This is a genomic window from Advenella incenata, from assembly GCF_004217095.1.
Classification (GTDB): domain Bacteria; phylum Pseudomonadota; class Gammaproteobacteria; order Burkholderiales; family Burkholderiaceae_B; genus Advenella; species Advenella incenata.
In genome coordinates this window covers 109,418-123,999 of the sequence record NZ_SHKO01000001.1, presented here as the reverse complement: position 1 = coordinate 123,999, position 14,582 = coordinate 109,418, and the positions used below count along the sequence as shown (strand labels likewise).

General features: G+C 52.9%; 12 protein-coding genes. 5 read left to right on the top strand and 7 right to left on the bottom strand.

Annotation, left to right across the window (positions count from 1 at the left end; translation table 11 throughout):
- Window positions 1–118: 118 nt before the first annotated feature.
- Window positions 119–772: a hydrolase gene (locus tag EV681_RS00525; RefSeq protein ID WP_130303042.1), complete on the bottom strand. Its 654-nt coding sequence runs from the start codon at window positions 770–772 to the stop codon at window positions 119–121.
- Window positions 773–915: 143 nt separating this feature from the next.
- Between EV681_RS00525 and EV681_RS00520 the strand changes: the two genes are divergently transcribed.
- Window positions 916–1,806 carry a LysR family transcriptional regulator gene (locus EV681_RS00520; RefSeq protein ID WP_128393419.1) on the top strand — a complete coding sequence of 297 codons (891 nt, stop codon included), beginning with the start codon at window positions 916–918 and terminating at the stop codon, window positions 1,804–1,806.
- A gap of 111 nt (window positions 1,807–1,917) precedes the next feature.
- Here EV681_RS00520 and EV681_RS00515 read toward each other — a convergent pair whose 3' ends face one another.
- Entirely contained in the window at window positions 1,918–2,838 is a 921-nt protein-coding gene (locus tag EV681_RS00515; RefSeq protein WP_130303041.1) for a LysR family transcriptional regulator, read from the bottom strand.
- A 167-nt stretch (window positions 2,839–3,005) separates the two neighbouring features.
- Between EV681_RS00515 and EV681_RS00510 the strand changes: the two genes are divergently transcribed.
- Window positions 3,006–4,145, top strand: a complete 1,140-nt coding sequence (locus EV681_RS00510) for an iron-containing alcohol dehydrogenase (protein ID WP_130303040.1) — start codon at window positions 3,006–3,008, stop codon at window positions 4,143–4,145.
- Window positions 4,146–4,441: 296 nt separating this feature from the next.
- Here the strand turns inward: EV681_RS00510 and EV681_RS00505 are convergent, their stop codons facing one another.
- The gene (locus EV681_RS00505; protein ID WP_321196351.1) at window positions 4,442–5,368 is read right to left on the bottom strand and encodes an AraC family transcriptional regulator; all 927 of its coding nucleotides are present in this window, start codon (window positions 5,366–5,368) and stop codon (window positions 4,442–4,444) included.
- A gap of 159 nt (window positions 5,369–5,527) precedes the next feature.
- On the opposite strand from EV681_RS00505, the gene EV681_RS00500 reads away from it, so the two are divergent.
- A complete protein-coding gene (locus EV681_RS00500; protein ID WP_130303039.1) occupies window positions 5,528–7,186 on the top strand; it encodes a 2-isopropylmalate synthase in 1,659 nt (552 codons plus the stop codon).
- Window positions 7,187–7,293: 107 nt separating this feature from the next.
- Here EV681_RS00500 and EV681_RS00495 read toward each other — a convergent pair whose 3' ends face one another.
- Window positions 7,294–7,767, bottom strand: coding sequence for a YbaK/EbsC family protein (locus tag EV681_RS00495; protein ID WP_128393415.1), 474 nt, complete (start codon window positions 7,765–7,767; stop codon window positions 7,294–7,296).
- A 256-nt stretch (window positions 7,768–8,023) separates the two neighbouring features.
- A complete protein-coding gene (locus EV681_RS00490) occupies window positions 8,024–8,695 on the bottom strand; it encodes a LysE family translocator (RefSeq protein ID WP_242612087.1) in 672 nt (223 codons plus the stop codon).
- A 536-nt stretch (window positions 8,696–9,231) separates the two neighbouring features.
- On the opposite strand from EV681_RS00490, the gene EV681_RS00485 reads away from it, so the two are divergent.
- A complete protein-coding gene (locus tag EV681_RS00485) occupies window positions 9,232–10,026 on the top strand; it encodes an SDR family oxidoreductase (protein ID WP_242612086.1) in 795 nt (264 codons plus the stop codon).
- A 77-nt stretch (window positions 10,027–10,103) separates the two neighbouring features.
- Window positions 10,104–11,450 (top strand): MFS transporter, encoded by a 1,347-nt coding sequence (locus EV681_RS00480; protein WP_130303038.1) that lies wholly within the window; start codon window positions 10,104–10,106, stop codon window positions 11,448–11,450.
- Window positions 11,451–11,524: 74 nt separating this feature from the next.
- Here the strand turns inward: EV681_RS00480 and EV681_RS00475 are convergent, their stop codons facing one another.
- Window positions 11,525–13,153 carry a Hint domain-containing protein gene (locus EV681_RS00475; protein ID WP_128393413.1) on the bottom strand — a complete coding sequence of 543 codons (1,629 nt, stop codon included), beginning with the start codon at window positions 13,151–13,153 and terminating at the stop codon, window positions 11,525–11,527.
- Between the two features lie 239 nt (window positions 13,154–13,392).
- Window positions 13,393–14,307, bottom strand: a complete 915-nt coding sequence (locus tag EV681_RS00470) for a GAF domain-containing DNA-binding protein (protein ID WP_242612085.1) — start codon at window positions 14,305–14,307, stop codon at window positions 13,393–13,395.
- Between the last annotated feature and the right edge of the window lie 275 nt (window positions 14,308–14,582).

Sequence of the window (14,582 nt, the reverse complement as noted above, 5' to 3'; positions counted from 1 at the left end):
ACGGCCAGCGTTTCCTCGCGGTTTACCTCGTCCCATAAAATCGTGGTTGAAGCGCTTCTTATGCTTGTCGGTCAGGCCATGCGGGGCGGCGGCGTAGCTCGCCGCTCCCCCGCTCCACTTATCCCGCAGCCTTGGGCACTGGCGTATTGAGCAACTGCTGTTCCCACAAAAATGCAATGCCGCTGCCGCCGACATGCTGGATCAGCACCTCGGTCAGCTCGGCAGCGTGCTCAGTGCGAGCCCAGTCACGCTGCCATTCGGAAGCGACGGCAAGCCAGGTTATCACGTTGACGCCTGCCGCGATCATGCGCTGGATTGCAACCTCATGCGCCTCAACCGAAGTCCCACCCGAGGCATCAGTAACGACCGTGACATCCCAGCCTTCGCCTGCGGCCTGGATCGCCGGCATCGCCACGCAGACTTCGGTCCACAGGCCAGCGATGATCAGTTGCTTGCGCCCCGTCGCCTTCACAACGTCGACCACCTTTTTATCTTCCCACGTGTTGATGAACGTGCGGTCAATCACCTCCTGACCAGGGAACACATTTGTGATTTGTGGGAAGATGATGCCGCCACGATCAGCAATCACGCTGGTCAGGATGGTGGGAACGCCAAACGCTTTGGCGGTCTTTGCCAGTGCCGTCGCATTGTTGACCACCATTTGCGGCTCATGGCTGTTCAGGTTCGCGAGCTGGTAAGGCTGATGGTCGATCAGAACGAGCACCGAATCTTCGGGACGAAGTAAAGAATCAAGGCCATTACGAAATGTCATGAATATATCCTAAGTGTATGAGAGGAATTAAGAAAGAGGCATGCGCCGAAGGCAACGCTACCTGGGCAAATTCTGGCATTTCCGCTGGAGATACGGTAGTCTTGCCTTGTGCTACACTGTGTCGCGAAAAGAGGGACGCCAAATTGGACATCGAAGAGCTACGAACATTCGTTGAAATTGCTGATGCCGGGGGAGTATCTCCTGCTGCGCGTCGACTCGGTGTATCCAAGTCAATCGTCAGCCGGAGACTGTTGCGGCTTGAGGAAGAACTTGGCGTGTTGCTGCTTGCGCGAACCACCCGCGGCGCCTCGCTCACAGAAGCCGGCGCCACCTTCCGGGACTACGCCGCCAGAGCATGTGCCGAGATTGACGTAGCCAGGGAAACAATCCTGCCCACCGGCGAGCTTTGCGGCCGCTTGCGAGTTGCGGTGCCGGTTTCTTTCGGTCCGACTCACCTGGCTCCCGTGCTGGCGCGCATGGCACAGCTGCATCCGCAACTTCACATTCATGCCTCCTACAGTGATCGCTTCGTTGATCTGGTGACAGAAGGTTTTGATTGCGCGATCCGTATTGGCTATCTTCAGGACTCTGAGCTGATCGCAAGACGCATCGGATCGATCTATGGAAAGCTGGTGGCCAGCCCGGACTATATCAAGGCGCACGGCGCTCCTGAAACGCCGGATGACCTGATCACCCATCAGGGCCTTATGCAAGGCACGGAAACCTGGCAATTTCTGGATGGCGACAAGGTTGTCACCGTTCGTCCGCAAGGGCGCTTCAAGGCAGACAACGCCACGGCGTTGGCCGCTGCTGCATTGGCTGGTGTGGGCATCGCGTGGATTCCCGATGCCGTCACCCATGAACATGTAGCCAGCGGCGCATTGGTGCCTCTCATGACACGCTATCCACCGCCGCCTGCTGCAGCCTATGTCGTCCGCCCCCCGGGTCGGCATCCTGCAAGGAAGGTACGCGTGCTGACCGAATTGCTGATTGAGTGCTTCGAACAGGCGCCGGAGCCTATAGGCATCGGCTAGCGAATCGGCACGGTAAAAAGCAGCAAACCAGAGAAATAAAAACTTGCTGGCCAGCGATGAATTCATCGCATATGGAGCCTGCAGCGCGTAGCGCGGGTATGCCGCCGGTGATTACCCGGGCAGCAGACAGTTTCTCATCAACTTTGCCCCGATAGACATCAACGCGCCCCGTCGATAAGCCAGCTCATAAGGTTCACTGCGTAACGTGAATTCAAACGGCAGCACCCTGACCAGATTATTGCGTACAAAAAACGACGCCACATCTGTGGAAGCCAGGGCGACAAAGGATGGATTTCTGTTCAATAACGCCATAGTTGCGAACGGAGAGGTTGTTTCAAGCAAATTGGCCGGAAAGCGAATGCCGGCATTATAAAATTCGCGCTCAAGCAAGAGCCGCATTGGCATATTGGCACGGTACACAATCCATTTACACTGAGCCAGTTCTTCAAGCGTCAAGCGATCACTACGCGCAAACGGATTATCACAGTTGGCAATGACACTTAATTCTTCAGACTGCAGATGCTCGCTCTCATAAATGTCCGGCGTTTTGCTGACCGACGTGCGACATATCGCCATATCAAGCCGGCCGGCGTCGATGAGGCTCAGCAGTTCGGCGCTGGTGTCCTCAACAATCTCCACTGACATGCCTGGATGCGTTTGCATGAGATCGGCAACGGCATCGGTAAGTAACGGTATTGCGCCCATGATGCAGCCAACAGCTACCCTGCCGCCGTCCCCTTTCTGGATCGCGTCCAGTTCGTTTCGCAAATGACCAAGGTCCGTATAGATCATACGTGCGTATTTCAGGACGCATAAGCCTAAATCGTTGGCTTCCAGGCCACGGTTAGTTCTATTGAATAGCGCAGCACCAAATGTCGTTTCAATTTCCTGGAGCGCCTTGCTCGCGCCTGGTTGGCTGATAGCCACCTCATTTGCCGCCCCCAACAGGGAACCATGTTCGGAAATGGCGATCAACAAGCGAAGATGCCGGACATGCAGCCTGGATGCAATAGAGGATAAGGTGGGCGTCATGAATTAACCTAAAGTTATATCTGTATGAGCGATTTTCAGTACATCGGATTTCCATATCCCACATACAATGAAAGAAAAACATACATAAAACAACGGATACACGGGGACATTAGCTCGCAACCACACATGTCCATATTGATTTTCATTATAACTTTTTATTAATTCAGATGGCACTCATACAATATCTCACTCATATCCAATTCGACTTCGGCGCGGTGCGCTTATTACAAGCAGAATGCGACCGCGTCGGGATCAAACGTCCGATGGTCGTCACAGACCAGGGCATCCGGTCTGCAGGCCTGCTGGAGGGCGCGATGCGCCATCTGAATGATGCGAACAACGTACCTGTCTTTGATGAAACCCCGCCCAATCCGAATGAAAAAGCCGTGCGCAAGGCTGTCGCCATTTTCATCGAGAACGAATGCGATGGAATCATCGCAATAGGAGGCGGATCGTCCATTGACCTGGCCAAGGGTGTTGCAGTATGTGCAACGCACGAAGGACCGCTTAAGACATTTGCTGTTATTGAAGGCGGTCTGAGCAAAATCACGTCGGCGGCAGCGCCGGTGATTGCTGTCCCAACGACGGCGGGCACAGGCAGTGAAGTGGGCAGAGGGGCGATCCTGATTCTGGACGATGGCAGAAAAGTGGGCATCATTTCGCCTTTCATTGTTCCCAAGACGGCAATTTGCGACCCGGAACTGACAATGAAGCTGCCGGCACAACTGACTGCCGCCACCGGCATGGACGCCATCGCGCACTGCCTTGAGACGTTTATGTCTCCGCTCTTTAACCCCCCTGCTGATGGTATTGCATTGGATGGCTTGAACAGAGCGTGGCGCCATATCGAACAGGCAACCAGCAATCCTGCAGACAGGGACGCGCGAATGAACATGATGAGTGCAAGCATGCAAGGTGCACTGGCCTTCCAAAAAGGCCTGGGCTGTGTACATAGCCTTAGTCATTCTCTTGGTGGTATCAACCCGCGACTACACCACGGGACCCTAAACGCTATATTTCTGCCCTCGGTCATCGAATTTAACGCCCCCGCGACAACAATGGTGCAAGACAGGAAACTGGATCGAATAGCCGCAGCCATGGGGCTTGCAAACGGAAACTCGGTGGCCAGTGAGGTGTTAAATTTGACCAAACGGCTTGGCCTGCCCACGACATTGGCGCAACTTGGGGTGACGCGAGAACTATTTCCCAATATTGTCGACGGCGCACTTGCCGACCACAGCCACAAAACCAACCCGCGGGAAGCAAGCAGAGAAGATTATATGAAAATGCTGGATGCTGCGTTTTAGAGATGGCGGCAGGCGGGCATATGCAGAAAGCATAAGTGTAAAGTGCAAATCACCAATGAAATAGCAATTTGGAACAGCGTATTTTCTTGGCGGTGAGCCCGATCCATATGCTTTAACTGCGAATAAAGCGCCGATTTTTCATCAGTTGCCAACTCCCCTGCTGATGAATCTGGCGACTTAACAGCATAAGCCTTTGATGCGCAAGGGCCAATAGCCTGGAAGAGCCCATTTTGGAAGAAATGGCACGTCGGAGAACAAGAGACTTACCTTAGATCAATTAAACGGCCATTTCTTATCTACTCATTCCAACGATGGGCAGTAGAGGCAAACTTGGAGGGGGGAATGCCAAAGTGCTTCTTGAAAGCGACTGTGTAGGCACTATGACTTTCGTAGCCGCTGCCCAAGGCCACTTGTGTTATTTGTGCTCCACTGACAAGTTCAGTGATCGACGACATCAGCCGCAGTTGCTGACGCCACTTGCCAAATGTCATGCCCGTGCTTTTTTGAAAATGGCGATGAAATGTCTTGGTACTCATCGCGAGCGACGAAGCCCAGTCACTCGCTGAAAAATCATGGGCCGCGTCTTTTACCAACGCATCACACACCAACTGGATTCGACTGTCGATTGGCCATGGCAAATGAAATGGCAGAGAACGTTGCACGCTCAATTCTTCCAAAAACAAAGCTGCCAATAAGTCTTCCCGCCTGGATCGAGAGCGATTGGCAATCGGCTGTGCCAGCTGGATAATCAGCTCTCGAAGCAAAACAGGCACATGCAGAACACAATCCACAGCTGGTAAGCCGGTGAGCAATTCTGTGTTGACAAAAATGCCGTAGGCGCGAACGGGGGTATGTATGATCAGACGATGCTCTATACCCGGACGCAGCCACACAGCAGCAGTTGGCGGAACCAGCCATTGACCGGTTGCGGCCTGGACCAGCATCACGCCTTCGGCAGCATAGAGCAGGTGACCTTGTGCATGGCTGTGCACCGGCACCCGATGATTCGCCGGATACGTTTCAATTACACCCGTAATTGGTAGTTCAGTGCAGCCGTGATCACTCAGATCCAGCATGCGACCGCCATTTTCCAGCGAAGCAAATCCCATAATCACGATGTCCATTTTGATAAATAACCTGTCCATTATTTGATAGATAGACATACCCGTCAAGCTTATAGTTCTTTTTAACAAACCAATTGTGAGGAAAATCTCATGCGTCATTCCCACTCTGTGCACCATCGACTACCGCTGATTCCTGGCCGGGACCAGCGCGTACTTGTTTGCGCCAAGGTCAATCCTGATTCCCCCTGATCCCGGCCACGACACGCTTTTTCGCAAAGCGGGGGGATCAGGTCTCCTTATCCCCTGTTCGAGGTTTCTATGTTGGCAAATCCCAGTACCAAATACCGTGCGTTTCCTGTCGTCGATATACCGGATCGGCAATGGCCATTCCATACATTAACTCAAGCCCCCATCTGGCTTTCCACAGATCTGCGCGATGGCAATCAGGCACTTTTTGAGCCAATGAACCGCGAGCGCAAGCTGCGCTTGTTCCAGGAGCTCGTGCGCATCGGGTTCAAAGAGATAGAGATTGGTTTTCCGTCGGCGTCTACGACAGATTTCGAGTTTACGCGCCATCTGATTGACAACAATCTGATTCCAGATGATGTCACCCCCATGGTTATCACGCAGTTACGCCAGGACCTGATTGAACAAACAGTGAGAAGCGTGCGCGGCGCACGCCGAACGATCGTTCACTTCTACAATGCCATCGCGCCGGCCTGGCGTGAAATTGTGTTTGGTATGAGCGTGCCGCAAATTATCAATATGGTCGAGCAACACATTGGCATGCTCAAGACGCTGACGGCGCAGCAACCCGAGACAGAGTGGGTCCTTCAGTATTCTCCCGAAACCTTCTGCATGGCCGAACTGGATGTATCGCTCGCTATTTGCAACGCTGCCATCAGGGCCTGGGATGCCGGGCCAGAACGACCAATGATTATCAATCTGCCAACGACGGTCGAAGTCTCCACGGCAAATGTCTTCGCAGACCAGATTGAATGGATGCATCAACGGCTGGAGCGGCGGGAGCACATCGTGCTTTCAGTACATCCACACAATGATCGCGGAACCGGTGTCGCATGCGCCGAACAGGCATTGCTGGCCGGCGCACAACGCGTAGAAGGGTGTCTTTTTGGAAACGGAGAACGTAGTGGAAACCTGGATGTGGTCACTCTGGCACTCAATCTTTACACGCAGGGAATTTACCCAGCGCTCGATTTTTCCGATATCGCTGCCGTTGCCCGTACCGCCGAAGAATGTACCGCCTTGCCGATCCACCCGCGCCATCCTTATGTGGGAGATCTGGTATTTACGGCGTTCTCGGGTTCACACCAGGATGCGATCGCCAAAGGTTTTGCTGCTCAGCATCCAGACGGACTCTGGCGAGTGCCATACCTGCCTGTGGACCCGCATGATCTGGGGCGTACCTATGACAGCATCGTGCGGGTCAACAGCCAATCAGGAAAGGGCGGCATTGCATTTCTTCTCCAACGAGATTACGGCGTAGTCATGCCACGGCGCATGCAAATTGAATTTAGCGCGATCGTGCAGGAGCTGGCCGCTGCAAGCGAAACGGAACTGGACAGCGAGCAGATCTGGTCTGTTTTTGAAAAAACCTATCTCGTGCAATCCGGCGGACAGCCAGCTTATCACAGCCACAAACTGTTTGACTCTCCTGATGGGCAAGGCATTGATCTGCAAGTATATTTACCTGATGGCACCATTCAAAGCCGGCAAGGCACCGGCAACGGGCCGATCGCTGCGACAGTGGCTGCGCTGGATTTACCTTTGCGAATAGACAGCTACGAAGAACGTAGTCTAAACACAGGAGCGGATGCTGCTGCCATGGCCATCGTCGAGGTGGTATCGCCTGGTGTACCGGGTTCTCGCTTTGGTGTCGGTAAACACCCAAACATTGTCACCGCATCCATCTTGGCGGTAATAAGCGCTGCGGCCAGATTTACGCTAACGAGCTAATATCTTTTATTTAATTTCAATTAGCGCAGGCTGCGTTTACAAGTAAAAACCGTCAACCTGGGCATGACTTCATCGGGCGGCTGTCGCCCGATGTGCCCAAAAACATATCACTCCTGTTGGCTTACCTGCGAGACGTCCACCCACGAGGCCTTGACCAGGCTTGCCAGGCGTTCGGGCGCAATGCGAACGGTCGAATTGGCAGAACCTGCCGCAGGCATGACGACCTCGAAATCACGTAACGATATATCGCAATAGACCGGCAGTTCCGTTGCCAGTCCAAACGGACAAACCCCGCCCACCGGGTGGCCAGTCAGTGCCAATACTGACTCGGCGTCCAGCATTTTTGCTTTGCCACCAAATACGTGCCTGAGTTTTTTATTATCCAGTCTGACATCGCCCCGGGTTACCACCAGCAACGCCTTGTCGCCGACCCGCAGAGAAAGCGTCTTGGCGATCTGCCCGGGCTCAACGCCGTGAACCGCTGCGGCCAGATGGACGGTAGCAGTGCTGCTGCTGGAATGAATGATGGTGATATCCGCTGCGTATTGCGCGAAAAACTGCTGGACTGAATGCAGACTCATAAAATTACGGTGCAATGCAAATGTGATGATGGTTCGGCAGCCAGTTTAAAGTAGCGGTTCAAACCGGTCAAGGATCAAGGCTTGCTCCACAACCCGATAAGGACGAATCAATAGTCATAAAAACACGGGCAATGACCGAACCAGTGCAAAGGCGCCCGCCCTGAAAGTCCAAATTTTTTTATGCCTCTTGATAATGATTACTTAAATTTGAATCAGGATTCTTGCTACAGGCCAGCCGACCTCAAAGGCATACACATCAACGGCTTGTTGCCATTCTCACGCCCAGACCGACCAGGGCAGCACCCATCAAGGCATCGACGGGACGGCGGATACTGGCATAAATGGATCGGACGCGGCCAATTGAGAATACTGACGCCAACAGGCAAAGCCAAAGGCTGGTGATGGTGCCTACCATGGCAACAACAGCAATATAGACCAGGGGCGGCGCACCGACAGGCAGCAAGGTCACGAACAAGGTGGCAAAAAAAGTGGCTGTTTTCGGATTGGTAATGCCAACGAGAAATCCGACGCGCCATGACTGCCCCACGCTCACCCTGGACACGTCCGTAAGGTTCTGCTGGTCGTACTTCCCTTTGAAAACGCCGATAAGCATACGGCTGCCGAGGTAGATCAGATAGATGGCCCCTGCCATGCGGATGGCTTCGTACAGCCAGAACAACTCCTTGATCAGCAGGCCAAACCCGAGGATGGCCACCGTTGCCCAAACAACCACAGCACTGGCGATGCCCAGGGCAACGAAGACGCCGGAGCGCTGGCTATTCAAGGCATGCGAAGTGACAGCGACAAAATCAGGCCCTGGACTGGCGCATGCCAGAAGAATGATGCCTGAAAGGGTGAGCAATTGTGATAGATAGTCCATAAGCTTGTAATCCCGGTAGCCGCAATGAAAATCAGACGGTAGTGTCATTAAACCACCACTTTCTATTACAACACGCATATCGTGCCGCCGGCCTGTTGTATGCAAAGCAGGGGCCCAGTCATTTTTGTGAGAATGGGGAACAATCTTACGGCAGCAAACCTGGCCACATATATGACGCGCGAAGACAAAGAAGGCGTCATGATTTAACCAATAGTTATACCTGTATGCACAGTTTTCAGTGGCTATTATTTCAACTTTGACCATACTATGAGCGTAAATAGCAGACGTGAAACTGGATGCAAAGGCAAAGAATATTGCCTCATGCTTATTTCAGTTATAACTTTTTTCTAACCCAGATGACACCCATGCTGCATTTGGCCCCCATTCAATTTGGAATGGGAGTCCTTCGTTTATTACAAATGACATGGGACTGATTGGTATTAAACACCCGTTAGTGGTGACTGAACAAGGCGTTTCGGGGGCGATTACACGGCGATGTTAAATGAGTCTTGTAGAAGAAATGGGACATACGCATCGACGCTATGCGCAGCAGCGCCATAAAAAATAAATAAGGAGATGCAAACGTGGGAGACAAACCGGACTCAAGTGACATTGCTCACAATCGGGTCGCCATAGTTACCGGAGCAGGAAGCGGAATAGGCAGGGCAACAGTGTGCGCATTGTTGGCCGATGGGTGGCGCGTAGCCCTCGCCGGTCGCCATCTGGAGACGCTCGAAGCGACAATCGGCGACAGCAATCGACTTTCTTCGGATCACAGCATCCGGACTATTGCCATACCGACAGACGTCACTCAGCCGTCTTCCGTCAACCAGCTATTTGCTGCCGCGCAGCGTGCCTTTGGTCGGCTTGACATGCTATTTAACAATGCCGGGCTCGGTGTTGCCGGAAGGTCTGTCGAAGAACTGACATACGAACACTGGAAACAGATGCTTGACGTGAATGTCACCGGCACGTTCCTCTGCACGCAGGCGGCATTTCGGCAAATGAGTACCCAAACGCCACGAGGCGGCCGCATTATCAATAGCGGTTCGTTGTCGGCACATGTGCCGAGATTGCATTCAGCCGACTATACCGCCAGCAAGCACGCGGTTAGCGGCTTGACGAAAGCTTGTGCGCTCGACGGCCGGAAATACGATATCGCGGTATGCCAGGTAGACTTTGGCAACGCGAAGACCGACATGGTGTCCGGCATGGGGACGGGCGTGCTGCAGGCAAACGGCGAGCGCATTCCGGAGCCGACCATGGATGTCGCCCATGCAGCAAATGCCATTGTCTACATGGCGAACCTCCCGCTGGAGGCCAATGTTCAGTATATGACGGTCATGGCCACCAACATGCCATTTGTGGGACGGGGGTAATACAAAGAAGCAAACTCGTTTCACGCAGGTCGCCACGCGTTGCCGGCGACACATATTATTAAAATCAGGAGACAAAGATGGTGAATACGACGGCAGATGCATCGCTTGAGCCGCAGGAGCAAGAAAAGGCAGATCTGCTGCGCAAAGTTGCGTGGCGAATCATACCGCTGATCATTGCCTGTTTTATCATGGCATATCTGGATCGCGTCAATATCAGCTTTGCGAAATTGCAAATGCAATCGCAGCTAGGCCTGAGCGAAGCTGCTTACGGACTTGGCGCAAGCATATTTTTTATCGGCTACCTGCTTTTCGAAGTTCCAAGCAATATTATCCTGGCACGTGTCGGCGCGCGCCGATGGATCGCGCGGATCATGATTACCTGGGGCCTTGCTTCGGCTTCAATGATGTTCGTTCAGAGCGAGACCTCGTTCTATGCGCTACGCTTTCTGCTTGGGGTACTTGAGGCAGGCTTTGTTCCGGGCGTACTCTACTTCTTTACACAATGGTTTCCCGCCAGTTACCGCGGGCGCATGAACAATATGTTTTTCGGCTCCATTGCATTGTGCGGCATCATCGGTGGCCCGATTTCCGGTGCCATTCTGAAGCTGCTCGATGGCGTCAACGGCATGCCAGGCTGGCAATGGCTGTTCCTGATCGAAGGGATCCCTTCTTGTATTCTGGGCTTCGTCGTGTTGTTCGCCTTCAATGATCGTATCGAAGATGCCAAATGGCTGTCCCCCAGGGAAAAAGCCTTGCTGGCTAGCGAGATTAACAAAGATCCCAAAATCGACCACACGCACTCTTTCAGCGTGGCGTTGAAACGGCCGGTGATTTATCTATTCTCGCTGATTTATCTCGGCCTTTGCATGGGAATCTACGGCATGCTTTTCTGGATGCCACAGCTTGTCAAGACGGCAGGCACAGAGGACCCACTGATCATCGGCTTGATTACGACACTGCCCTACATCGCCGCGATTATCGGAACGATCCTGATCGGCAAAAGTTCCGACCGAACCGGCGACCGCCGCTGGCACCTGGCCGGCTGTGCGCTGGCCGGTGCCGTCGGCTATGTGTTGTGTGCGATCTATTGGGACAACACCGTGATGTTGGTGCTGGGCCTTAGTATTGCTGCAACGGGAATCATTGCGTCGTTCGGCATATTCTGGGTGTTTCCTGTCCGCATACTAAGCGGTGTCGCCGCGGCCGGCGGCGTGGCCCTGATCAATTCCATCGGCCAAATCGGCGGCATTATCGCACCCTACATGGTCGGCAAGGTCAAGGATGTGACGGGTAGCGCGTCGATGGGCTTATATGTCATTGCCCTGGCCTGCGTTGTCACTGCCATATTGATTATTTGCGCCATACCGCACAATATCCGTTTCCGTGATACGGTGGTGCGCCGGATTGCCGAGGAAAACGCCTAGCGGCCCTGGAAATTGAAAACCCCCCTTTAGTCTTAGACCAAAGGGGGATTGCTTAACGACTCACTAACGCCGATTTAGGCAGCGCGTACGGCTTTTTGAACTTCTGCATCAACCCAGTATGAGTAGGTGCGCAGTACAGTCAGTTCAAGGGTTGCCGCGCCCGTTGTGTTGATCAGGGCAGCAGGGATGACAGCGGCGCCGTTGGTCCAGCGCATGGCCGTACCCTTGACATCCTGAACCGCATTCAGACCAGTCAACGCAGCATCTGTCAGGCTGATCTGTTGACGACCACTGACAGTTGAAACAACGATACCAGACAGGCCAACACCGATCTGACGCACGTCACGACGCGCCAGAGGTGTAACGTCACGAACAACAGCAGAACGAGACAGAACGCGTACATCACCCGCATTGGCCGGCAATTCGAAGCGATATACGCCTTCTTTGCCAAAGTCTGGAGTTGAGTGAATAATCTGGCCGTTCACTTCAATGCACAATGCTGCATCTGTGGTACGAACTGCACCGGTCAACGCTTGAGCGCGCGCCAGCAATTGCTTGCGAATGGCTTCGACAACAGGACCTTGCTGAACGACCTTGATGCCTTCTACTTCAGGGCGACCTTCGGCAGGACCGAAATCAGGATTCATGGCTACGTCAGCCGCGTTCTGGAACATGGAGCGGTTGCCGGTATCAACATATGACTCGGCAGGTACGCCTTCGGCCAGCATGATGTCAAACTGCTCGAGCTCAACGTGAAAGTATTCGAACACTTTGGTGTTGAACTGCTGAACAATGGTCTGACCGTTTACCAGCATCATGGCAGGCACCAGCGTGCCGTCAAATGACACATGGTGGCCTGGAGACAATGTCAGGTCGCGATGCGGCACGTTGTTGGCAATGGAGTCTTTCTTGAACAGGATAGGGAAGGCGCGCACGGCGTCTTTGGCAGGAATACGGTTCTTGTACAGGGTGCGATGACCCAGCCATTTGACTGTGGCAACGCCGCCGGAAGCGGTCAGTACTTTATCGCCGGCTTTCAGTGTTTCAACCTGAACTTCGCCTTCGGGTGTGGCAATGTGTGTGCCTTTGAGGTAGCACGCATAGGTCATAGAGCCACCGTCGAAAACCAATTTGGATGGATCCAGACCGTCGGCGTTAAAACGACCAACGGTAAAGCCAAGATCATTCTTGAAGACCAGATCGCCATTAACGTATTCGCCGCTAGTAGCGCCAACTACCGTGATCTGATCCCCTGCGGTTACGCCCGTGATTGTCGGATAGTCGGATAGTTGAAGATTGATCCCGGTCGGGTCGTAGATCAGTGTTGATGTGGCATCCTGCCCCAAGTCAATGTTAAAGGAGTTACCCACTCCCAGCGACAAAAAGCTTGATGTCATTTCCAGAGTAGAACCCTCTGAAAGATTGTAATTAAAAGTGGAGCCGATATTGACGCCCGCCAAGCCGGAAAGCTTTACGTGCGCATCCTCTCCCAAATTAATGGTATTGGTTGAAAGAATACCAACCGAAATCGTTTGCTTTAACTCCAGAACGTCGTCGCTACCAGTGGCATTATTGATATTTAACGTGGTATTGGGGCTTAATGCATTGACGTTCAACAGCGTATCACCATCGTATTGACTTTGATCGACGGTCTCTGTTGTTGGCTGGAAAAGCCCGCCAATGTTTAAATTTACTGTAGCCATTTCACCTATCCATATAAAGTTGATTAATACCGCATCAAAATACAGCTGACATTTTTTTGATTGTCAGTCTTCTGCTGATACAGGCATCCGTTGTTATTTACAATATGTCGCATCGTGTAACATGCTCGCGGATGATATGGCAAACTTATATGGAATGACTACAGCCAAATGACGAATTAACATGCCGGCATGACCAATTGCATAACGCCTGCCATAGGGGTCCCTGAAAGGCGTTAGATTCAGATGCCCATGCGAGCGCGCAAGAGCGTTCGGTACGAACGTGACACGGGCCAGGCACTGTTCACAGATCGCATCCGGATCTGCCATTTGTCAATGTTTCTTCGATCGACATCCATCACCTGCAGCGTATTCACGATGGCGGTCCGGTGTATTCGGAAGAAGGTCTCCGATGGCAACAGGGTCGTCCAGACCCCCAGCGCACGAGAATCGAGCACCATTGAGCCATCATGGAGCCATACTTCGCTGTAATTTCCTGCAGAACGAACGCCGACAATAGATACGGGCGAGACTCCGCGCACGATGCCTCGCGTGCTCAGGTATATGAGCGGATTGGCACTTTGGGATTGCGCTCTGTCGTTGCGCTGATGACCTTTGGAAAACTTGGCCTGCCCAATGAGATTTGCGCAATGATATAAAGCGTGAACCTCGGACGGCGACCATATTCGGTGCCTGACGGTGGTGTCGAAACCGATGATGCCGTACAAATTATTGTTATGACATACCGGCACATTCAGTACGCTTTTGTTTCCCTGACGAAGCAACTCCATCTGCATGGGCTTTGCTGTCCATGGAAGACTGTCGACATCGTGCATCAACACCGCCTGTCCCTTCATCATGTACTGGTGCAGCCAGGCCATCAGCGTTGTTGGCACATCCTGAAGTTGCTCCACAAATGGCTTTGTCTGTCCTCTGCACCATTCATGAGTATTACGGAAACGCAGCATGTCCGGACGATATTCAAGCATCCATGCCCGGTCGACGCCGATCCCCTCGCCCATGAAAGCTAACTGTTCGGATATCGCGTCGTCAGCAGGGTATTTGAGCAAGTTCATCGCACACTGATAAGTCCAGTCAGCAAGAGAACTGGGCTTATCGATGGGGGTGTGAATTTCGTACTTGCCTGCATTCTTCACGTTCACCCCCCTTGTCCGCCCGATATTTGATGTGGAAACCGGCCTTGCAAATGCTCAAGGCCCCGCATTTTCGTTGCCGCTTGGACTTTACGCTCCCCCCTGATTGGGACGTGCGCTGTCGGTGCGCCCATCGGACACAACACGAACCATGACATGCACTCCCTGTGCGATGATCATGTCACTGACCTTATGTTTGGATCTCGGAAGGCTTGTCCATCGACAAGATTCAGATTTCTGAACTGGTTTGCCGGCAAAAGCAACAAAATGTTAATAAA